18 protein-coding genes are annotated in these 21,171 nt (G+C 46.4%); 15 read left to right on the plus strand and 3 right to left on the minus strand.

Features of this window, described 5'->3' with window-relative positions; all coding sequences use genetic code 11:
- Positions 1 to 43 precede the first annotated feature (43 nt).
- A complete protein-coding gene (locus tag MARME_RS19335) occupies positions 44 to 2,194 on the plus strand; it encodes an FAD-dependent oxidoreductase (RefSeq protein WP_013662958.1) in 2,151 nt (716 codons plus the stop codon).
- A 6-nt stretch (positions 2,195 to 2,200) separates the two neighbouring features.
- Positions 2,201 to 2,998, plus strand: a complete 798-nt coding sequence (locus tag MARME_RS19340) for a DUF547 domain-containing protein (RefSeq protein WP_013662959.1) — start codon at positions 2,201 to 2,203, stop codon at positions 2,996 to 2,998.
- A gap of 73 nt (positions 2,999 to 3,071) precedes the next feature.
- On the opposite strand, the gene MARME_RS19345 is transcribed toward MARME_RS19340, so the two are convergent.
- Together MARME_RS19345 and MARME_RS19350 are read right to left on the minus strand one after the other, a co-directional pair.
- The gene (locus tag MARME_RS19345) at positions 3,072 to 3,899 is read right to left on the minus strand and encodes a 5'-nucleotidase, lipoprotein e(P4) family (RefSeq protein WP_013662960.1); all 828 of its coding nucleotides are present in this window, start codon (positions 3,897 to 3,899) and stop codon (positions 3,072 to 3,074) included.
- Positions 3,900 to 4,130: 231 nt separating this feature from the next.
- Positions 4,131 to 4,613 carry a GNAT family N-acetyltransferase gene (locus MARME_RS19350; protein WP_013662961.1) on the minus strand — a complete coding sequence of 161 codons (483 nt, stop codon included), beginning with the start codon at positions 4,611 to 4,613 and terminating at the stop codon, positions 4,131 to 4,133.
- 111 nt (positions 4,614 to 4,724) lie between these two features.
- Here MARME_RS19350 and nrtS point away from each other — a divergent pair, with 111 nt between their 5' ends.
- The 10 genes from nrtS to nirD all read left to right on the plus strand — a co-directional run bounded on the left by nrtS (position 4,725) and on the right by nirD (position 15,437).
- The gene (gene nrtS, locus MARME_RS19355) at positions 4,725 to 4,943 is read left to right on the plus strand and encodes a nitrate/nitrite transporter NrtS (RefSeq protein ID WP_013662962.1); all 219 of its coding nucleotides are present in this window, start codon (positions 4,725 to 4,727) and stop codon (positions 4,941 to 4,943) included.
- Between the two features lie 253 nt (positions 4,944 to 5,196).
- The gene (locus MARME_RS19360) at positions 5,197 to 5,844 is read left to right on the plus strand and encodes a hypothetical protein (RefSeq protein WP_013662963.1); all 648 of its coding nucleotides are present in this window, start codon (positions 5,197 to 5,199) and stop codon (positions 5,842 to 5,844) included.
- Positions 5,845 to 5,871: 27 nt separating this feature from the next.
- The gene (locus MARME_RS19365) at positions 5,872 to 6,495 is read left to right on the plus strand and encodes a hypothetical protein (RefSeq protein WP_013662964.1); all 624 of its coding nucleotides are present in this window, start codon (positions 5,872 to 5,874) and stop codon (positions 6,493 to 6,495) included.
- A gap of 251 nt (positions 6,496 to 6,746) precedes the next feature.
- The gene (locus MARME_RS19370; RefSeq protein ID WP_013662965.1) at positions 6,747 to 7,382 is read left to right on the plus strand and encodes an aspartyl/asparaginyl beta-hydroxylase domain-containing protein; all 636 of its coding nucleotides are present in this window, start codon (positions 6,747 to 6,749) and stop codon (positions 7,380 to 7,382) included.
- Between the two features lie 517 nt (positions 7,383 to 7,899).
- Positions 7,900 to 9,207 (plus strand): CmpA/NrtA family ABC transporter substrate-binding protein, encoded by a 1,308-nt coding sequence (locus MARME_RS19375; RefSeq protein WP_223295061.1) that lies wholly within the window; start codon positions 7,900 to 7,902, stop codon positions 9,205 to 9,207.
- A gap of 80 nt (positions 9,208 to 9,287) precedes the next feature.
- Positions 9,288 to 10,259: an ABC transporter permease gene (locus tag MARME_RS19380; protein WP_013662967.1), complete on the plus strand. Its 972-nt coding sequence runs from the start codon at positions 9,288 to 9,290 to the stop codon at positions 10,257 to 10,259.
- Between the two features lie 45 nt (positions 10,260 to 10,304).
- Positions 10,305 to 11,162 (plus strand): ABC transporter ATP-binding protein, encoded by an 858-nt coding sequence (locus MARME_RS19385; protein ID WP_013662968.1) that lies wholly within the window; start codon positions 10,305 to 10,307, stop codon positions 11,160 to 11,162.
- A 26-nt stretch (positions 11,163 to 11,188) separates the two neighbouring features.
- Positions 11,189 to 12,472, plus strand: coding sequence for an NAD(P)/FAD-dependent oxidoreductase (locus MARME_RS19390; protein WP_013662969.1), 1,284 nt, complete (start codon positions 11,189 to 11,191; stop codon positions 12,470 to 12,472).
- A 15-nt stretch (positions 12,473 to 12,487) separates the two neighbouring features.
- Positions 12,488 to 15,034: a nitrite reductase large subunit NirB gene (nirB, locus tag MARME_RS19395; RefSeq protein WP_013662970.1), complete on the plus strand. Its 2,547-nt coding sequence runs from the start codon at positions 12,488 to 12,490 to the stop codon at positions 15,032 to 15,034.
- A gap of 70 nt (positions 15,035 to 15,104) precedes the next feature.
- Positions 15,105 to 15,437, plus strand: coding sequence for a nitrite reductase small subunit NirD (gene nirD / locus MARME_RS19400; RefSeq protein WP_013662971.1), 333 nt, complete (start codon positions 15,105 to 15,107; stop codon positions 15,435 to 15,437).
- Between the two features lie 65 nt (positions 15,438 to 15,502).
- Here the strand turns inward: nirD and MARME_RS19405 are convergent, their stop codons facing one another.
- Positions 15,503 to 16,138 (minus strand): glutathione S-transferase N-terminal domain-containing protein, encoded by a 636-nt coding sequence (locus tag MARME_RS19405; RefSeq protein WP_013662972.1) that lies wholly within the window; start codon positions 16,136 to 16,138, stop codon positions 15,503 to 15,505.
- A 490-nt stretch (positions 16,139 to 16,628) separates the two neighbouring features.
- Between MARME_RS19405 and MARME_RS19410 the strand changes: the two genes are divergently transcribed.
- From MARME_RS19410 to mobA, 3 genes are read left to right on the plus strand one after another with little or no spacing between them, the layout of a single operon-like run.
- A complete protein-coding gene (locus MARME_RS19410; RefSeq protein ID WP_013662973.1) occupies positions 16,629 to 19,382 on the plus strand; it encodes a nitrate reductase in 2,754 nt (917 codons plus the stop codon).
- A complete protein-coding gene (locus MARME_RS19415; RefSeq protein ID WP_013662974.1) occupies positions 19,379 to 20,392 on the plus strand; it encodes a glycosyl transferase family protein in 1,014 nt (337 codons plus the stop codon). Before MARME_RS19410 ends, MARME_RS19415 begins: the two co-directional genes overlap by 4 nt.
- Positions 20,365 to 21,054 carry a molybdenum cofactor guanylyltransferase gene (gene mobA, locus MARME_RS19420; protein ID WP_013662975.1) on the plus strand — a complete coding sequence of 230 codons (690 nt, stop codon included), beginning with the start codon at positions 20,365 to 20,367 and terminating at the stop codon, positions 21,052 to 21,054. The genes MARME_RS19415 and mobA overlap by 28 nt, the downstream gene beginning before the upstream one ends.
- Positions 21,055 to 21,171 lie beyond the last annotated feature (117 nt).

A 21,171-nucleotide genomic window follows, 5' to 3' on the forward strand; every position in this document is an offset into this window, starting at 1 on the left:
AGACGACTAACAAACAGTTGATTTACTCTTTAGGAGAGTTTGAATGAAAAAATTGGGCTTGGTCTTGGTATTGGCATGTGTCATTACAGGCTTTTTCTATTTTGATTTGCATCACTTGCTGACGTTTTCAGGTTTAAAATCTGGACTGAGTGAGTTTCAGGAGTGGTTGGATGCGAGCCCTCTTTTAGTGGCTGGAGGCTACTTTGTTCTTTACGTGTTAGTCACCGCGCTTTCTCTACCCGGTGCTGCAGTCATGACACTCGCAGCGGGCGCGTTATTTGGGCTTTGGTGGGGGCTGTTACTTGTATCGTTCGCAAGCACTATTGGAGCGACACTGGCGTTTCTTGTATCCCGATATCTGCTGAGAGACAGCATTCAGGCTAAATTTGGAGATCGTCTAAAAGCAATCAACGAAGGTGTCGAAAAAGACGGTGCCTTCTACCTATTCACTCTTCGTCTCGTTCCAGTGTTCCCCTTCTTTTTGATCAACTTATTAATGGGGTTGACCACCCTTAAAGCCGCAACGTTTTATTGGGTAAGCCAAATCGGTATGCTGGCAGGCACCATCGTTTACGTCAATGCGGGCACTCAATTGGCTCAGCTTGAAGGCTTAAGTGGCATTCTTTCCCCCGCTCTTTTAGGTTCGTTTGCACTGCTTGGTATTTTCCCATTGATCGCTAAGAAAATACTGGACGTTATCAAAGCACGCCGCGTATACCAAGGCTACACGAAGCCTGCAAAGTTCGACCGTAATCTCATAGTCATCGGTGCAGGTGCAGGCGGATTAGTAAGTGCTTACATTGCCGCTGCCGTGAAAGCCAAAGTCACCTTAATTGAAGCACATAAAATGGGAGGAGATTGCCTGAATTACGGCTGCGTCCCCAGCAAAGCCATCATAAAAAGCGCCAAGATTGCTCACCAAATGAAACACGCGGATAACTACGGTCTTGAGGCAAGCGATGCAACATTCTCCTTCAAAAAAGTCATGGAGCGTGTTCACAACGTCATTGCCAAAGTGGAACCACACGACAGTGTCGAACGCTACACAAAATTAGGCGTGGAAGTCATTCAAGGCTACGCTCAATTGATTGACCCCTGGACAATCGAAATCAAATTAAACAATGGTGAAACCCAACGCCTCACCAGTCGCGCCATCATTCTCGCAACCGGTGCGCGCCCTTTCGTTCCGCCGCTGCCTGGAATTGAAGACGTTGGCTACGAAACCAGCGATACATTGTGGAACACCTTTGCGGAGCGCGACGAAGCTCCTAAACGCTTAGTAGTTCTAGGAGGCGGGCCAATAGGATGCGAGTTGGCACAATCCTTTGCTCGATTAGGTTCTGACGTTACCTTGGTTGAGCGCTCTGAACGCATCATGATTCGTGAAGACGTAGACGTTTCAGAGTATGCCACTCAAAGTCTCAGCGAGAGTGGCGTAACGCTGCTCACCAACCATTCCGCAATTCGATGTGCGCTTGAAAACGGTGAAAAAAGGCTCACGGTCGAACACAATGGCGTCGAATCACACGTCGAATTTGACGACATGATTTGCGCCGTTGGCCGTGTTGCTCGACTTGAAGGATACGGCTTAGAAAAACTCGGCATCGAGACCAAACGCACAATCGTCACCAATGACTATTTGGAAACGCTCTTCCCTAATATTTTCGCCGCAGGCGATGTTGCGGGGCCTTATCAGTTCACACACACAGCCGCGCACCAAGCGTGGTATGCCGCCGTGAATGCCTTGTTTGGCAACTTGAAGAAATTCCGTGTCGATTACAGTGTCATACCTTGGACAACCTTTATTGACCCGGAAGTTGCCAGAGTTGGGCTCAGCGAGCAGGATGCACAAGAAAAAGGCATTGCATACGAAGTAACAAAATACGGCATTGATGATCTCGATCGAGCCATTGCTGAAAGTGCAGATAAAGGTTTTGTTAAAGTACTGACTGTTCCCGGCAAAGATAAAATTCTCGGCGCGACCATTGTTGGCGACCACGCCGGAGACTTGCTGGCGGAGTTCGTTCTGGCCATGAAGCATGGGCTGGGTCTTAATAAAATACTCGGCACCATACACACATATCCCACATGGGCAGAAGCCAACAAATATGCAGCTGGTGAGTGGAAAAAAGCACATGCACCTGAAACCGCTCTGAAATGGCTCGAAAAATACCACACATGGCGAAGAGGATAACAAGGTATGCGCACATTATGTTCTATCTTATTGCTGTGTCTTCTTACGCCCGTTACGAGCATGGCCGCGAACGTGAATCACGACGAGTGGAATAGGCTGCTTAATGCGCATGTAGTCAGCGTTCGAGATGGTCACTCTACCGAAGTCGATTATCAAGGATTTGACAACGACCGACCTCAGTTAACTCGCTATTTAAAATCTCTGAGTGCTGTGTCGAGATCCGACTTTGATCAATGGCCGCTTAGTGAACAGCTCGCGTTTCTGATCAATGCCTACAATGCTTGGACGGTTGAACTGATTCTCACAGAATGGCCAGACCTTGATTCGATCAAAGACATTGGAGGGTTCTTTTCCAACCCTTGGAAGCGCTCGTTTATTCCACTGTTCGGCAAGCAAGTTTCCCTAGATGACATTGAGCATAAGATGATTCGCGGTTGGGGACGCTATAACGATCCTCGCATTCATTTTGCGGTCAATTGCGCCAGTATTGGTTGCCCTGCGTTACTTGAAGAAGCTTACACAAGTACGTTACTGGAGGCGCAATTAGAGTCTCAAACACGACGCTTTCTTGCTGACGACAGTCGCAATCGTGCGAATGGTAATACCCTAGAACTCTCATCTATTTTTAAATGGTACGAAGAGGATTTCGAAAAAGGTTGGATGGGCTACAGGTCTCTGTTCGATTTTCTAATAAACTATCAAGAAGCATTGCACTTGACCGATGAGCAGCAAAGAAAGCTCTCGAAACACGACTTAGAGATTGATTACTTATCTTACAACTGGGCGTTGAACGGCACTAATTAATTCCGAACGAATACAACAGTAATAAATAATGCGTCTTGCTGCTCCTCTGAGTACCAAGACGCATGTGTAGCGTTTAGCTTTCTGGCTTCCAAGCCGTTAGGTGTGCCTTACGCATTTGATCTTTCTCTGCCGCTGAAGCACCCCAATTGCCCTTGTATACTTTACCTTCCCAATCACCGTAAGTCGGGTTTGGAAGAACAATATACTTAGTGCCAAAAAGCGCTTTGTTTTTCTCAACCGCAGCATACGATCCTTCTAGACTTTTCGTCTTAAAATCAGCGGAGAAATCGTTCAGGTTATCACCCATAAGCAAAGCAATATCAAAATCCGCTAAGATTTTTTGACGACGCGGCTCTTTGTTGCTGGTCGAGTCACGCAGCATAAGATGGGCATCATCAACGAACGGAAAGTCCAATGCTTTTAAGTTCTTGCGTGTGCCTTCAAGCCCTACCATTTTACGATTAGTGACATAAAAAATCTCAACGCCTTTTTGCTCAGCGTAGGTTAAAAAGTCTAGCGCACCCGGCATAGCCGTCGCTTGCGCAGCCTCCATCCATTTCGCCCACGTTTTACTCGAATAGCCAAAATCTTTACCAACAAGCCACGCTTCATAAGCGCCGTTATCAATGACGGTTTCGTCCGCATCGACGACCACCGCCACTTTTTTCGACCCCTTGTGTTGTTCCAAGTAGTCGTCCAAGCTCATCTTAGCCAAGTTAAACGCCTGATAAGAAAGCGCTTTAAATTCACCTGAGTTCTGCATCCAAACACTGGCAAGCACCAGTTGCTCATTCAAATCCTTGGTGGTGTAAGTACTCTCATCAGCCCAAGATGGAAGCGATATACTGCCAAGCAAAAGGGTGCTTGATAAAACAAAAGTACGAAAAACGGTATTCATCATGTCCAACTCTCCTCTTCTGTCACGGTAGTGTGAGGCTCGATTATAGGCACATGCATAATATGAATAGGGTTCAGGCTGACTCAAATTCCTTTTTCTTGACCGACAAGTCAAATTTATTCCACATTTTCCCCGCTGTCAAAAACCGCCGTACAGCTCAAAACGCTCCTAAGCGAGCAACGCTCAATCAAGAAGCCACGAACCGTTTAGACAAGTGGTAATGCATAATCGCTCTCAGGCACGAGAGAGGGTCTTTGACAAAGTACGAGTACAGGTTTTGTAACCTTGCGTTGTATAAAAGGATTGCGCGTCTGTGTTTCTTTCAAGTACTTCCAACGCGACTTCCTGCGCGCCAGCTGAGACCAACCATTGCTCGGCATGCTCAGATAACCGTCTCCCCACCCCCAAACGCTGCATAGAGTACGCGACGACGATGGTGCCTATACGCCCCATATTTTTTTTAATCATAAAGGGCATCTCAAATCGCAGAATATGAGCACTAACATACCCCACAATCCGACCTTCTTGCTCAGCAACAAAAATTCTATTTTCACGACCATTTAAGACCTGTTTCCAATAATGTCTGTACTCTTCGTCAGAAACTTGATCCGGCGTTAAAAACAAGTCGGGCTCAGATCGGTACTGATCTCGCTGAATTTGAGCGGACAATTGCGAAATAGCGTCGAGGTCCTTCATGGTTGCAACACGAATATGCATGATTGATTGCCTTTTTGTGACGGGTAGATAGCATCAAATACTCAGATCTGGGATTATGTGGTGTTACTTACCGTAAAGTTCCAAATCAAAACGTTTACAAAGGTCTCAAATATGCGCAATTGGCTCTCTGTTCTATCGTCAAAAGCCGTCGCTATGAACGCGATTAAAATTGCGTTGGTCGTCGGAACCGTTCTAAACGCCATCAACCAAGGCGATGCCATCGTTAATGGACTCGAAATAGAATGGGGGAAACTCCTCCTAAACTATTTCGTCCCTTACTGTGTCTCGTCTTACAGTGCAGCAAAAATACAGATTCAGAAAAAGGCATAGCTTTTGATCGAAAGTCTCACTCATTGAACTAAGATTTACCCAAGAACCTTTAACGCTTACTTACATTGATTCAAGCTAAAAAGCCGCCGTTTTTATTGGCTTTTCCCATCTAAAATCAGCCAGCCCCGCCATAAACTTACAAAAACTTTACACCAAACCTCTTTCCACCCTATTTACGTGTGATTTTTCCACACCTAATATAAAGATACTAAGTGTGATTATTTCACACAAACAAAACAAATAGAGAATGACCATGATTTCGAAACTCAAAAAACAATTGTTATTCACCTTTTTTGTTATCGCGACAACCAGCTTTTTCGGTAACGCTTTGTGGGCGTCTGATGAAGACGTCACTGGGGACTCAGAGACAGAGGCAACAAGCGAAGAAACCAGCAGCGGTTCGACCGAAGAAAGCAGTGATTCAAGTGACGCTACTAATGAAGAAACGTCCACAACGTCAGACGACGAGTCTGTCACGAATTCAGACGATGAGACGGCTTCGGATGAAGAAACCTTAGTCACCACCTCAGATGAGGACGTCACATCAAACGATTCAGACTCCGCAGCAGATGAAGAGAGTGGCAGCTCATCAAGTGACGAAGAGGTTACTAGTAGCGATCAATCCGATGCGTCAGACGAAGAAGCATCCAATACATCCAACAACGCATCCAATAACGATAGTCCGAGCACAAACAACTCAAATCAAATTACGGATAAAGACACTAAACAAAGCACCAAGCAAAACACCAAGCAAAACACCAAAAAAAGTGATCGCTCGAAATCAGACTCTAAATCCAATAGCCGCTCACGTGATTCGAATAAAGGCAGTCGCAGTTCGAAAAGGGGCGGACGCGATGCCAGCAGCGACAAGGGAAGTCGCGGTAACCAGAAACGACATTAAGCCTATTTTCAAATTGAGGACAGACCCATGAGAAGAGCAACCTTTGCTGTCGCAAGAACAACAGCCCTACTATCTTTACCTGCAATCGCGGCACTGGCGTTTCCTATCTTCGCCTTTGCCGATACAGACGAAACGGACGCAAAACACTCCGGCACCTTCGCACAAATCGGGGGTGGTTATCACTCTAGCTTTATTAGTGAAAGCAGCAATGACTATGACGTCTCCTTTGACTCACCAGTATTTTCAGCGCGACTCATCCCACAAGAAAACGTCGCATTGGAGTCAAACTATTATTATCCAGGCGCAGGAGACTACACCAAGGGGTCCGAGTCGGGTCGCTCGGTCTTTGATGTGTCAGGACTTGAGCTAAATGCTTTGATCAGCACGTCTCTTGTCGATGAAGGTTTTTATGCCTACACAGGCGTTGGCCTTTTTAGCGAAACATGGGAGTCCACGAGCAGCGGAAACCAATACGTTGCAACAGGGCTTCAACTGCCTATTGGGGTAGGTTACAACTTCGGCAAGTTTTCCATCGACGCCCAATTTGCCCTACGTGATCAAGATGCCTATACCAAAGACGTCTTCTCGTCCGACGACGCCAGTATGAATGACGCCAACACGGTGAAGTTCAGACTGTTTGCCAACCTATAAGCGTTTACCGTCTTTTAAGACTCTAAACGCATCCGTTTTGTCGTGTCCGTCGCCTCATCGCCTACCAACCTGACGGGCACGACAACTTTCACCATACTCTCCGTGTTCTCCATACTCTTCGTGCTTAGATGTTAACTTGCCATTGCAATTTTATATTTGCCGCCTACTATGAGATCTCTACACAAAGTCGCGAACGAAGCCCAGTCGTCGCGCAAAGATCTACTATAGAAGTACAAAATAAGGATTGATAAATGGACACATTAGCGCGACATTCGGAGTTCATTGGTAAGGTGTTTTCACACCAACATATAGAAGACATCCGAACGTCACTCTCGGTGATAGAAGACGACACATTGTGGAGCCAACATGTGAACCAAAAGGCGTATCAAGGAGTCTGGGACGTTATTGCTTTGCGCTGTCTTTCTGAGCATCAACATGCCCACCCTATCATGCAAAACTTCTCCCATCACAACAAAGACGATCACTGGGTGAATCTGCCAATCATAAGCGAATTTGGGTGTATTCAAGCACTCGTCGACGATCTCGAAAAGCTAGAGGGCATCTTAATTAAATCGGTTCGCTTTATGCGCCTACATGCTGGAGCAAATATTTTACCTCACTCCGACAATGGCCTTGGACTGGAGTATGGCGAAGCTCGGCTGCATGTCCCCATTATAAGTGATCACAACGTTGAGTTTTATGTGGCCGACGAGAAAGTCCCTATGAACACAGGCGAACTTTGGTATATCAATGCGGATAAGACACACTGGGTAAACAACAACAGTACACTCGCTCGTACGCATTTAGTGATCGATTGTCAGTGTAGTCACGAACAATTTGACGCTATCTGCCAGTACATTCAATCAGGTCGGGAATCAGACAGCTAGCCAGTTACGTCACCTCGTTCTCTATTGTGCATAACGCCATGCACATTTCGGTGCACCACAAGACATCAAAGAACAATATCAGTGCACCGCACAATAAAAGAAACGTACACTCTATCTATAAATCGACACTTAAAACACAACCAAAATACTCCAAAATAAAATAACCACTTATAATTCAGACAGTTAAAAAAACTGGCACGACTCATGCCTTGTATTAAACATAACCAGTAATATCACAAAATGAACACTTCGCTTTAGCACTGTTCGCTAACGCGATATAAAAATTAAGAACCGACAACGGTTCAGGTATGGCAAAGGCGCCAGGCACACCCGCTATCTAATGATAGAAGGATGAGTCTGGCGTCTTTTTTCGTTTCTGGGTCTATCCAATTGGAGTACAAACATGAAAAAGACGTTTGGTCACTACGAACAATCTCAAGGTTTTCTCAAAACTCATGCTGCAAGCGCAATTAAGTTCGCGACGAAAGTTGCAGCTGTTGGCGCACTAGTCGCCTCCATGCAAGCTCAAGCTGAAATTGGTGAGCCAGAGAAAGAAGACTTAAAATTCGGCTTTATTAAACTGACGGATATGGCACCTCTTGCGATTGCCTACGAAAACGGATACTTCGAAGACGAAGGCCTCTATGTCACCTTAGAAGCACAAGCAAACTGGAAAGTGCTGCTTGACCGCGTAATTGATGGGCAACTGGATGGCGCGCACATGCTAGCAGGTCAGCCACTTGGTGCGACAATTGGCTTCGGTACTCAGGCGCATATCATCACTGCGTTCAGTATGGACCTAAATGGTAACGGCATCACGGTTTCCAATGATATTTGGGCTCAAATGAAACCAAACATCCCTAAAGATGCTGATGGAAAACCCGTTCACCCGATTAGCGCATCGGCGTTAAAACCGGTTGTGGAAAGTTTCAAAGATGAAGGGAAACCCTTCAATATGGGCATGGTATTCCCAGTTTCAACGCACAACTACGAGCTACGCTACTGGTTAGCAGCGGGTGGTATTCACCCGGGTTACTATGCTCCGAAAAAAGGAGACATCAGCGGTCAAATCGGTGCTGACGCACTGTTGTCCGTTACGCCTCCTCCTCAAATGCCGGCGACCATGGAAGCAGGTACTATCTACGGTTATTGCGTGGGCGAGCCGTGGAACCAACAAGCCGTCTTTAAAGGCATCGGCGTACCTGTCATTACCGATTATGAAATCTGGAAAGACAACCCAGAAAAAGTATTTGGTGTAAGCAATGAATGGGCAGACGAATATCCAAACACGCACCTACGCGTCGTTAAGGCCATGATTCGTGCGGCAAAATGGTTGGACGAAAACAACAACGCAAACCGCCCAGAAGCGGTTGAAATTTTATCTCGCAGTGAATACGTCGGCGCAGACTATGACGTTATCGCCAACAGTATGACGGGAACGTTCGAATACGAGAAAGGCGATAAACGCGAAGTGCCTGATTTCAACGTATTTTTCCGCTACAACGCAACGTACCCCTACTACAGTGATGCGATTTGGTACCTGACTCAAATGCGTCGTTGGGGACAAATTGCGGATAACAAACCGGATTCTTGGTTCATGGACACTGCGAAAAAAGTTTACCGTCCTGACATTTATGCAACCGCCGCAAAAGAGCTGATCGAAGAAGGATTAATGGAAGCAAGCGAGTTCCCTAATTTCGAAACTGAAACAGGCTTCAAACCACCTCAAAGCGAATTTATTGACAACGTTACATACGATGGACGTTACCCAAATAAATACCTTGAGAGCTTTGAAATCGGTCTAAAAGGCGACGACGAAGTATAGAAATTTAAAGACTACCTAGCTCCCAACGGCACAAGGACGTGCCTTTTTAACCTAAGAACAACGTATTGAGAAAGACAAACATGATGACACCAAACATAAAACTAAAATCTATTCAGGATTGGTATCAAGGCTTTTCCATTAAGAACCTGCTGTTACCCATACTGGGTATTTTGGTCTTTTTGGTGATTTGGAATGTTGGCGCAAGTCGCGTCCATACTTCCCTTGGTACATTCCCAGGGCCTGTTGCTGTCTATGAGCAATTTCAGAACTTAATTGCGGATCACCAGCGTGAACGCCAAAAGGAAGTTGCTTTCTATGAGCGTCAGGAAAAGCGAAATGCAAAAAAACTCGCAAAAAACCCTGATGCCAAAATAAAAGTCCGCCCGTATACAGGCAAACCTACCTTTTTTGATCAAATTGGAACAAGCCTCTATACCGTTGTTGCAGGCTTTGTGCTTGCCAGTTTAATCGCCATACCCGGCGGGATCATTATTGGGCTAAGCAGTTCCGTCTACAGTGCATTTAATCCATTAATTCAAATATTCAAACCCGTCTCACCGCTAGCATGGTTGCCTCTCGTGACTATGGTTGTCAGTGCGGCGTATGTATCAAAAGATCCCATGTTTTCAAAGTCGTTCCTAACCTCCATGTTCACTGTGACACTTTGTTGCCTATGGCCAACATTAATCAACACTGCGGTCGGTGTTGCTGCTATTGAAAAAGATTTATTAAACGTCTCTAAGGTATTGCGCCTTGGTTGGTTCACTCATGTTATTAAAATCGTTATTCCTTCTTCTATCCCTATGATGTTTACCGGTTTACGCCTGTCTTTGGGTATTGCTTGGATGGTGCTGATCGCCGCCGAGATGCTCGCACAAAACCCAGGTCTTGGTAAGTTCGTGTGGGATGAGTTCCAAAATGGCAGCTCAAACTCGCTTGGCCGAATTATGGCGTCCGTTATCGTGATTGGTTTAATCGGCTTCCTATTAGACCGAACCATGTTGAGCATCCAAAAAATGGTGTCTTGGGATAAATCTCAGATTTTGAGATAACGATTAAAAACACATTCACGAGCGAATTACGCGAAGGTAAAGAATATGCATAACTATTTAGATATCAGCCAAGTATCCATTGAATTCCCGACACCAAAAGGCCCTTTTAAAGCCTTGGATAGAGTGGATCTAAAAATACAACAAGGCGAATTTGTTTCTCTTATCGGTCACTCCGGCTGTGGTAAGTCGACCGTCCTTAATATTGTCGCAGGCCTTTACGATGCCACCGAAGGCGGCATCATGTTAGGCGGCAAAGAAGTAAAAGGGCCGGGGCCAGAACGCGCCGTCGTCTTTCAAAACCACTCTCTTTTACCTTGGTTAACGGCCTATCAAAACGTCGAGCTTGCGGTAAAGCAGGTTTTTAAAGGTAAGAAAAGCAAACAAGAAATGCACGACTGGATCTGTCACAACCTTGAGTTAGTACACATGACTCACGCGATCGACAAACGTCCTGACGAAATTTCCGGTGGTATGAAACAACGTGTCGGTATCGCTCGTGCGTTGGCAATGGAACCCAGCGTTCTACTGATGGACGAACCCTTCGGCGCACTGGACGCACTGACTCGTGCGCACCTTCAGGATTCCCTAATGGAGATCCAAACCGACCTGAACAATACCGTCATTATGATTACCCATGACGTGGATGAAGCGGTACTTCTTTCTGACCGTATTGTCATGATGACCAACGGTCCCGCAGCCACAGTAGGTGAAATTCTCCACGTAGACCTTGAACGTCCTCGAGACCGCTTAGCACTGGCAAACGACCCTAAATACGTCGATTACCGAGCGCAAGTGCTGACGTTCCTTTATGAGAAGCAAAAAAAAGTAGAAACGCTGGATAAACACAGAACCAACGCAAAAAGCGGCACCAAGAACAACGAACCGAATGCAAAGCAGGCTTAAACGAGTCATTCGTTAAGAATTCAATTATGACAAAACAACACCTAATCATCATCGGCGGCGGAATGGCGGGCAGTAAGCTTGCTAGCGAACTGTTAACCAAAGCCCCAGATCAATACAGGATTACGGTGATTGGTGAAGAAGCTCGCATTGGTTACAACCGAATTATGCTGTCTTCCCTTCTTGCGGGGGAAATTAAAGAACAGGATATGAACCTCATCAATGTAGATGAGCTTTCAGAGCAAGGTGTTCAATTTATTTGTGACGATCCTGCGATCCGTGTTTCCTATGATCATAAGCAGGTTGTGTTGCGTTCAGGCACATCCCTTAATTTCGATAAAGTCGTATTCGCTACCGGTTCTCGCTCAAGAACGTTAGATATTCAGGGTAACGACGCCCTCAATGTCATCGGCTTTCGAGACTGGCAAGATGTCGACGCAATGGCAGCATTACCAGAACGAAGCAAGGTAACGGTCATCGGTGCCGGTTTACTCGGTTTAGAGGCCGCCGTTGGTTTGACAAAACGAGGCCATACAGCGACGGTTGTGCATCGTTCAGGGCACATATTAAATCGCCAACTCGACCAGAAAGCGGCATCGCTTTTACAAAATAAACTGGAGAGTATGGGCATTGCATTTCGTCTTGGCGTTAACCCGACCAAGCTAATAAAGAGTGAACAAAACCTAGTACACAGCGTTGTGCTTGACGATAAAAGCACACTAGAGACGCAATGCGTTGTCATGGCCGCAGGCATCACGCCAGAAACGCAGTTGGCTAAATCGTCAGGGCTTATCGTTAATCGCGCCATTCAGGTCAATGAGCGTCTTCAGACATCCGTCGAAGGTGTCTACGCCATTGGCGAATGCTCGGAGTTCGCCAACACGACTTTTGGGGTGGTCGCCCCGATATGGGATCAAATTGACGTGCTTTGCGAACAGTTAATCGTATCAAGTCAGTACGCTTTGGCACACAATGAAACACCAAAGTTTCGCATCAACCCGATTCCGGTCAAGCTTAAAGTGTCTGGAATCAACCTGTTTTCCGTCGGTGATTTAAGTTCTTTCACCGATAGCAACTCCATCACATTTGTAGATGCATCGCAGCATCATTACCGCCGACTCGTGGTCAACGACGACAAACTCGTCGGCGCAATTCTTTTTGGCAACGTCGCCGACGGTGGCTGGTACTTCCAGCTTATACAGAATCAAACCAATGTCAGCGCTTTACTAGATCGTCTTATATTCGGAGAAGCCTATTGCACTCCGATAGAGCACGAGAAAGAGCTCTTAGAAAAACGACATAAAGCAAGCTGAGATACGAGGGCTTCTATGACAACGAATCAAAACAAACCACGAATCGTCGTTGTCGGTAATGGGATGGTCGGCCATCACTTTATCGAACAACTCATTCAATCTGGTGCCAATCAAACATTTGATGTTCAGGTGTTCGGCGAAGAAAAATACATCGCATACGATCGTGTACACCTAAGCGAGTATTTTACCGGCAAAAACGCAGAAGACCTGTCACTGACCACCAGCGAATTTTACAAAGACAATAACATCGATTTCCACGCGGATACGAAAGTCGTTGCGATCGATGCACCAGCCAACAGCATACGCTTAGACGACTGCACTCAAGTGGATTACGACAAACTGATTTTAGCAACAGGCTCGTACCCATTTGTGCCACCGATTCCGGGACACAAACGAGATAATACCTTTGTTTATCGTACCTTTGATGATCTAGACGCTATGCGTGAATGCGCAAAAGACTGCAAAACAGGAACGGTCGTAGGAGGCGGTTTACTTGGCCTTGAAGCCGCTAATGCACTCAAAAACCTCGGTTTAGAAACTCAAGTGGTCGAATTCGCACCACGTCTTATGCCCGTTCAGCTTGATGAGACTGGCGGCGCAATGCTTAAAGACATGATCGAAGGCATTGGCGTTGACGTGTATACCGCAACGGCAACAAACGAAATCGTAGACGGCGAAGCCGCATTCCACCGCATGAACTTCGCCGATGGCAGCCACTTAGAGACCGATCTCATTCTTTTCTCTGCGGGTATTCGACCTCAAGACGAATTAGCACGCACATCCGGGCTTACTTTGGGTGAACGTGGCGGCATCGAAATCAACAATGTTTGCCAAACGTCTGTCGATAACATTTACGCCATTGGTGAATGTGCCCTTTGGAATGGCAAGATCTTTGGTTTAGTCGCGCCGGGTTACACCATGGCTAAAGTGGCCGCTGATCATGTAATAGGGAATAACAGCCTAGCCTTTGAAGGCGCTGACATGAGCACCAAACTCAAGCTACTCGGCTGTGATGTCGGTTCGATTGGCGATGCTCACCAAGCAACACAAGGCGCTAAATCTTTTGTCTATCAAGATGAAATAAGCAACGCCTACCGTAAAATAGTTGTATCAGAGGACGGATCAAAACTATTAGGCGCAGTATTAGTCGGCGACAACAGTTACTACGATACTTTACTGCAATATTACCTAAACGGCATCGATCTTCCGAAAGAACCTCAAGGGCTCATTCTGCCGGCATCAGATGGCGCACCAGCCGCACTGGGCGTTGACGCACTGCCTGATACGGCATCAATCTGCAGTTGTCACAATGTCACAAAAGCCGACATCAATGCCGCTGTCGCAGGCGGAGCAACCGGCGTTGCCGATGTAAAAGGCATCACCAAAGCAGCAACTGGGTGTGGCGGTTGTGCCGCGTTACTGAAAAAAGTGGTCGATAACGAATTGCTCGCCCTTGGCATTGAAGTCAGCACGGATATCTGCGAGCACTTTGCCTACACCCGTCAAGATTTGTTCAACCTAATTAAGGTCGAAGGCATTAAAACCTTCGCTGAACTGTTAGATAAGCACGGCAAAGGAAAAGGCTGCGATATCTGTAAACCAGCGGTCGGCTCGATTTTAGCCAGTGTATGGAACGATTACGTTTTAGGAAAAGAGCACGTCGCCTTACAAGACACTAACGACCGTTATCTAGCAAACATGCAAAAAGACGGCACCTACTCGGTCGTGCCACGTATTCCCGGCGGAGAAATCACACCCGACGGCTTAATCGCCATCGGCGACGTCGCCAAACGCTATAACCTCTACACTAAGATCACAGGCGGTCAGCGAATTGACCTGTTTGGTGCAACCTTACCGCAACTGCCTAAAATCTGGTCAGAACTAGTTGATGCTGGGTTCGAAACTGGTCAAGCCTACGGTAAATCCGTTCGAACCGTTAAATCTTGTGTGGGTAGCACTTGGTGTCGTTATGGCGTAAACGATTCTGTCGGCATGGCCATCTATATAGAGAACCGCTACAAAGGACTGCGTGGTCCTCATAAAATTAAATTTGCGGTATCTGGCTGTACACGAGAGTGTGCCGAAGCTCAAAGTAAAGACATTGGTGTGATCGCCACCGAAAACGGCTGGAATCTTTATGTGTGTGGTAACGGCGGTATGAAACCACGCCATGCAGACTTGTTTGCAACCGACCTCACCGACGAAGAGCTGATTCGATACATAGACCGAGTTCTAATGCTTTACGTCAAAACAGCGGATCGCCTGCAACGAACCGCAACCTGGATGGACAACCTAGAAGGTGGGTTAGATTACCTCAAAGACGTGATCATTGAAGACTCTCTTGACCTTGGTGCGGAACTCGAAGCGCAAATGCAACACATTGTCGATACGTTCCAATGCGAATGGACGACCACATTAAAAGACGAAAAAGCGTTGAAAAAATTCCGTCAGTTTGTGAACGCCGACGAGGAAGACAACAACGTCGTCTTTGTTGAAGAACGAGGTCAAATTCGCCCTGCGACCGAGTCCGAGAAATACGAATTAATCGCCAAAGCGGTTTAGAACGTCACCCCCTTGTACACCCTCCCCTTACTAAGGGAGAGGGAAAAGGTAGCCGTTAAGAGGTACAAAAATGAACTGGAAATACATTTGTCATCAAGACGAACTAGAAAACGAAATCGGAACTGCTGCGCTTGTAAACGGACAACAAATTGCGTTGTTTCGCATTGATGAAGCAGAACACATCAAAATCTTTGCTCTGTCTAATTGGGATCCTTTTGGCAAAGCCAATGTACTTTCGAGAGGGATTGTAGGCGATTTAAACGGACAACCCGTGATCGCGAGCCCGTTATACAAACAGCATTTCAACCTTGAAAACGGTCATTGCCTAGAAGATGAAAATTGCATTTTACCCACTTGGCAAACCAAGATTGAAAACGGCGACGTATTTGTAGCGGTGAACTAAAACCAAAGCGCTCAAATAGATAAGGTGTATTGGCGAATGGCGCTGTACACCTTATCTATCTCTCTTTAAATACTATTTCTAAGACCCTCAAAGCTCGGTTTTTCGGCCAATGTCTCAAGGCTAATTGTTTCCAATACGTCGCTGAACGGTGATTTTTCAAGAAAAGCTTCAATCTCTCCTGCTGCATGTTGTTCAAACAGCGCCTCATGGCGAAGTTGTATATACGCTAGGGCAATATGAAAGTATAACGTCGCCAGTGTTTTCTCTTTGTACGCGGGATTATTTCGAATGTCTGTTTTCGACCTTAAAAGCGCTTCATTTAGCCCCTCGATACCACGCATAGTCAGTTCGTTCTTGCCCTCGGTAAAGCGCTTCAATGCCACCGTTTTAAACGCCACGTCCATTAGAGTTTTGGCTGAACCAAGCAGTGCCATTTCTTGTTTGTTGGTAAGGTCCATTGGTGCGAGGAAGACGTTACGATAGGTTGCGAGTAGATACTGACAAATGACCATGCTGTCCGTCAAAACGGTTTCGTCGAGTTCCAATGCGGGGATGATACAAAAAGGATTCACCTGTTTTAATGCATCTGGCGACGACCATGGATCCACCCAAACAAGCTCAACAGAAGCCTTTTCCGACATCAAAGCTACAGCTGTCACAACGCGTGAGAAGGGAGACGTTTCATTTAAATAAAGTTTCATCAGCAATCCTTTTTTGACGTAATTTGAGACCTTTGCACGAAGTCACGAGCAAAGCCAAGACGAAGCAAAAATAGACGAAAAGCGGAGTTTATGCGTTATAAATGAGCATTTTGAGTCTGTTTATAACACTGTATTGGAGAGCGCAGTCGTCGTGCAAAGGTCTCAATTTGATATGCTATTACATACCGATAGTAAATAAAGCATGCCCTATTACCCTGCACTTTGCACCAACTCAGAGCAAATTATTTTCAGGTTGGATCGATAGTCGATGCCTAGATACGCTAGTATTTTGATTTATATAAAATTTTATTAGTTGGCTCATAGTTTGCTTTATATAAAATGCTTCTAGTAAGCACGACGATTAGCTTGTCGTACTCGGTGGTGGGTACGATCAGTCAGGCAATGTGGCCCAGTTTCCCTTAGAGAAGGTGCGTTTTTCGCGGTTTCTCTAAGGGAAACTGGGCCTTTTTTTTGGACGAGAGGTAGACAAGTGCAGGTGATAGGTAAAACAACCTGCCCGTATTGCGGGGTTGGCTGTGGTGTCGATTTTCCAGTCAATGAGTGGAAAGAAGATATCAGACCGCTTGAGAACAATAAAAATAAAGTATGCGGTGATGCCCATCATCCTGCTAATTTTGGTCGCCTGTGTGTTAAAGGCAGTAACTTAATCGATACGCTTGGGCTCGATGGACGTTTGTTGCACCCCGTTGTAAAGGGTAAACAAGCATCTTGGGATACTGCTCTAGACACAATCAGCACAAAAATAAAGCAAGTCGTTGAGGAGTACGGGCCCGACGCTTTTGCTTTCTACCTCTCGGGCCAAATTCTTACCGAAGATTATTATGTGGCCAATAAGCTCGCCAAAGGGTTTATTGGCACAGCGAACGTCGATACCAATTCTCGACTCTGCATGGCGTCAGCCGTGGTCGGCTACAAGCGTGCTTTCGGCACAGACACGGTTCCCTGTTGTTACGAAGATTTAGAGCAGTGTGATCTTCTGATTATGATTGGTTCCAATGCGGCTTGGACGCATCCCGTTTTGTTTCAACGTATATCCGCCGCAAAACAAAAACGTCCTGAAATGAAAGTCGTCGTAATAGACCCAAGAGAAACGGCTACGTGCGATATTGCAGATCTTCACCTTGCTATAACGCCCGGCAGTGACGCGCTTATATTTAACACTCTGCTGGTTGAATCGGAACGCCGAGGTAAACTGGATTATCAATTTATCAATGATCACACCAACGGCTTCAAAGACACTGTTCAAGCGGCTCGCGCATCCTCACCAAGCATCGAAAACACCGCGCAAGAAGCGGGCATCTCAGTCAACGAGCTAAGCCAGTTAGTCAAATGGTGGTGCCAAACAGAACGCTCGGTTTCTTTTTATTCTCAAGGTGTTAACCAATCTTCCAGCGGTGTAGACAAAGCCAATGCCATTATTAATTGCCATCTTGCAACCGGTCGTATTGGCCGCGAAGGCATGGGACCGTTTTCAATTACTGGTCAACCTAACGCGATGGGTGGCCGAGAAGTCGGCGGACTCGCAAACCAATTAGCGGCACATATGGACTTTACCACACCCGGCGCCATAGATTTAGTCCAACAGTTTTGGCACGCGCCCAAAATGGCAACGCAGAACGGCCTAAAAGCCGTCGATATGTTTCAAGCCATCGAAGAAGGCAAGGTAAAAGTGGTCTGGATTATGTCGACGAACCCGATGGTCAGTTTACCAGACACCAACCAAGTCCGCAGAGCATTAGAAAAATGCGAGTTGGTGATTGTCAGTGATTGCCAAATGAACACCGACACAGCCGCGATGGCAGACGTATTGCTGCCCGCAACCACGTGGAGCGAAAAAGACGGAACAGTCACCAACTCGGAACGACGCATATCTCGTCAACGAGGTTTACTGCCTGCTCCTGGAGAAGCGAAACACGACTGGTGGGCAATGTGCGAAGTCGCAAAACGTATGGGCTTTATGAAGGCGTTTAACTACGCTAGCCCTAACGAAATTTTCATCGAACACGCTGCGCTTTCCGCCTTTGAAAACGCAGGCTCAACGTTACGAGACTTTGATATTGGTGGGTTAAGTACGCTCAGCAAGCCTGAATACGATGCACTTTCGCCCATACAGTGGCCAGTTACGCCTAGCCAGCCACAAGGCACAAAGCGAATGTTTGAAGACGGTTTGTTTTTCACTCCCGACCGAAAAGCTCGCTTTATTCCCATTACGCCTAAAGCGCCTGTTGAACGTCCAAGCGAACAATGGCCTCTTGTTCTCAATACAGGACGCCTGCGCGATCAATGGCATACCATGACGCGTACAGGTAAAGCCTCTATTCTGCTCAACCACAGTGAGCAACCTTACGTGGAAATGTCACCCAGTGACGCAGAACGTTTGGCCGTAAAAGACAAAACACTGGTGAAATTAAGCTCGCGTGTTGGCGAGGTATTGATGCGCGCTAAAATCAATGAAAAACAAAAATCAGGAAACGTCTTTGTTCCGATTCACTGGACGAACCAATACAACAGTGCAAACGTCATTTCCAGTTTGGTTCCTCAAGTATTTGACCCTCTTTCAGGACAACCAGAATCCAAACATGCTTGCGTTAATTTAGAGCCTGTAGAATGCACGTATTATGGTTATGCACTCGCTTTGAACCCACTTGAACTGTCGGCGTTTGATTACTGGAGCGACGTTACCATTCCCAAAGGGAAACGCTACGAAGTCGCGATTAAATTGCCTTTGGATCTCTCATCTCTCGTACACAAAGCGGTATATAATAAGTCGGAACAGAGCGCGAGTTCAGGCGACATTGAATGCCTGACCTATACGAACCCGATTACAAACGAACATCGCTTTGCTTTCATCACAAAAGCAGGAAGTGAGTCTCGCCTTGTCGCCGCATTCTATTTTTCACCGCTTCCCAATTTGCCAGACAGCCGCTGGTTGACCAGCCTGTTTGAGCGAGAAGACCCGCTCAACACATCGGAACGAATCGCGCTGCTCGCAGGCTTACCGGCCGATGTCGAAGACAAAGGTGACATTATATGTTCCTGCTTCCAAGTCGGAAGCAAACAAATAGAAGCCAGCATCCACAAAGGTTGTCGTTCGGCCGAGGCACTAGGTGATTCCCTAAAATGCGGCACAAACTGCGGCTCCTGCATCCCTGAGCTAAAAGCACTCATAGAGTCCACCAGCACGACATCAACGACCTTAGACAGTGAGGAGTTAGCCTCATGATCGACGATTTTAAACACTTTATTAAAATCCTTGGGCGTGGCAAAAAAGGCACCAGAAGCTTGACGTCAGAAGAAGCGCAACTTGCTATGCAAATGATTCTGAACAATCAAGCACTGCCTGAACAAATTGGAGCCTTTTGGATGCTTATTCGCATTCGAGAAGAAACGGTGGCAGAAACCGTAGGATTCACTCGTGCGGTTCGAGAGTTTTTAGCGCAAAACCGCACAAACGCATCTCAAGTCGATATCGACTGGCCAGCCTACGCAGGAAAACGTAATGAATTACCTTGGTTTTTGCTGTCTGCTTTAACCCTTGCACAAGCCGGCTATAAAGTTGCAATGCACGGTCACTCATTTGATGAAGAGAACCGTATCTATGTGCAAGAGACGATCCAGTGGTTGGGTTTAAGCTCTGCCGATACAATTCAAGAAGCAGAGAAAAACCTTGAGCAGGGTAACTTCACTTACGTTCCTTTAAACGCCATTTCAACGAATTTAGCCGAACTTATGGATTTAAAACTGACTCTGGGGCTGCGTTCTCCCGTCAACACAGTGGTTCGGATGATGAATCCATTCAATGCAAAACACAGTGTTCATGGCGTGTTTCACAAAGGGTATGATGAACTTCATTTAGACGCGGCAGAGATTTTAAAAGACCCGTCGGTCGCGGTGTTTCGAGGCGGCAATGGTGAAGCAGAAGTGAATCCTGAACGTGATGTCACTGTGGGTTTTCTAAAAGGCAATACTAACCAAGTTCCTGATTGGCAAACATGGAACAAAGCCGAACAGCAACACGTTCGCCAAAAAGACAATTTAGATCCTATTCGATTACTTGAACATTGGTCAGGATCAAGCGAAGACGCTTTCGGTCAACAAGCCGTATTGCAAACCCTCACGGTCGTTGTCATGATGCTCTTTCCAGATTTCAATAGAGAGCAGGCTTTGAAAAAAGCGGAAGTCCTGTGGCAACAAAGAGACAAACAATGCTTCAAACGGACACAAGTCGCGTAGATACAAGTCATATAAACAACACGTCTTCAATTAGCGTTGCAGGATTGATCCTGTCTGGCGGCCAAGGCAGCCGTATGGGCGGAGTTGAGAAAGGGCTCGTCGACTTTCAAGGCAAGCCGATGGTTGGCTATGCTCACGCGGTATTAGCACCTTTATGCTCGCCGCTACTGCTCAGTGCTAATCGCCAAATTGACGACTACATTGCACTCACATCAGGCGAAATAGACATTGTTCAGGACATCCCCGAGTTTCAGGATAAAGGCCCTCTATCAGGTATTCTTGCCGGCCTAGAGCGCATGCAGGAACCTATAAAAGAACACAGGTTAGAAAACACCGATGCTCAGTACTCGCATCTGCTCATTTCCCCGTGTGATACCCCTTTAGTGCCCAGTGAACTCTTTCAGGCTTTGATTAGCAAAGCGCTGGCTTCGCCGAATACCGCTTTCTACATTCAAAGTGACTCCGGCGCGCACCCACTGCATGCGATTATTCCCACTTCTATTAAGGGAGAGAAAACGCTCACATTGTTAAGACGGTTTTTGCAGAACCACCCACCAAAGGTGATGAGCTTCTATCAGTTGATTAACGCTCAATCGATTGTTTGGCCTAATGAGGGCGAGCTTGCCAATCTCAATCGCTCCTCTCAATTATCTAATAACTGATTCTAAAACAGATCTCATCTAACTGAGTCAAAATAACCCTCGTTCTTTTAGTTGGTCAGTATTCTTCAATACCCTATTGCACTGACCTGCAACACTCCTTTTGTTCGTGATTGATTA

Origin of the sequence: Marinomonas mediterranea MMB-1 (assembly GCF_000192865.1) — a bacterium.
Taxonomy (GTDB): Bacteria; Pseudomonadota; Gammaproteobacteria; order Pseudomonadales; family Marinomonadaceae; genus Marinomonas; species Marinomonas mediterranea.

Excerpts from the sequence above, each read along its gene's own strand:
- MARME_RS19405 (WP_013662972.1), bottom strand. The coding sequence starts at position 16,138 with ATGAAACTTTATTTAAATGAAACGTCTCCCTTCTCACGCGTTGTGACA.
- nirD (WP_013662971.1), top strand. The coding sequence starts at position 15,105 with ATGAACTGGAAATACATTTGTCATCAAGACGAACTAGAAAACGAAATC.
- MARME_RS19335 (WP_013662958.1), top strand. The coding sequence starts at position 44 with ATGAAAAAATTGGGCTTGGTCTTGGTATTGGCATGTGTCATTACAGGC.
- MARME_RS19365 (WP_013662964.1), top strand. The coding sequence starts at position 5,872 with ATGAGAAGAGCAACCTTTGCTGTCGCAAGAACAACAGCCCTACTATCT.
- MARME_RS19340 (WP_013662959.1), top strand. The coding sequence starts at position 2,201 with ATGCGCACATTATGTTCTATCTTATTGCTGTGTCTTCTTACGCCCGTT.
- MARME_RS19370 (WP_013662965.1), top strand. The coding sequence starts at position 6,747 with ATGGACACATTAGCGCGACATTCGGAGTTCATTGGTAAGGTGTTTTCA.
- MARME_RS19415 (WP_013662974.1), top strand. The coding sequence starts at position 19,379 with ATGATCGACGATTTTAAACACTTTATTAAAATCCTTGGGCGTGGCAAA.
- MARME_RS19390 (WP_013662969.1), top strand. The coding sequence starts at position 11,189 with ATGACAAAACAACACCTAATCATCATCGGCGGCGGAATGGCGGGCAGT.
- MARME_RS19385 (WP_013662968.1), top strand. The coding sequence starts at position 10,305 with ATGCATAACTATTTAGATATCAGCCAAGTATCCATTGAATTCCCGACA.
- MARME_RS19345 (WP_013662960.1), bottom strand. The coding sequence starts at position 3,899 with ATGATGAATACCGTTTTTCGTACTTTTGTTTTATCAAGCACCCTTTTG.
- MARME_RS19375 (WP_223295061.1), top strand. The coding sequence starts at position 7,900 with ATGCAAGCTCAAGCTGAAATTGGTGAGCCAGAGAAAGAAGACTTAAAA.
- MARME_RS19360 (WP_013662963.1), top strand. The coding sequence starts at position 5,197 with ATGATTTCGAAACTCAAAAAACAATTGTTATTCACCTTTTTTGTTATC.
- MARME_RS19350 (WP_013662961.1), bottom strand. The coding sequence starts at position 4,613 with ATGCATATTCGTGTTGCAACCATGAAGGACCTCGACGCTATTTCGCAA.
- MARME_RS19380 (WP_013662967.1), top strand. The coding sequence starts at position 9,288 with ATGATGACACCAAACATAAAACTAAAATCTATTCAGGATTGGTATCAA.
- nrtS (WP_013662962.1), top strand. The coding sequence starts at position 4,725 with ATGCGCAATTGGCTCTCTGTTCTATCGTCAAAAGCCGTCGCTATGAAC.
- nirB (WP_013662970.1), top strand. The coding sequence starts at position 12,488 with ATGACAACGAATCAAAACAAACCACGAATCGTCGTTGTCGGTAATGGG.
- mobA (WP_013662975.1), top strand. The coding sequence starts at position 20,365 with ATGCTTCAAACGGACACAAGTCGCGTAGATACAAGTCATATAAACAAC.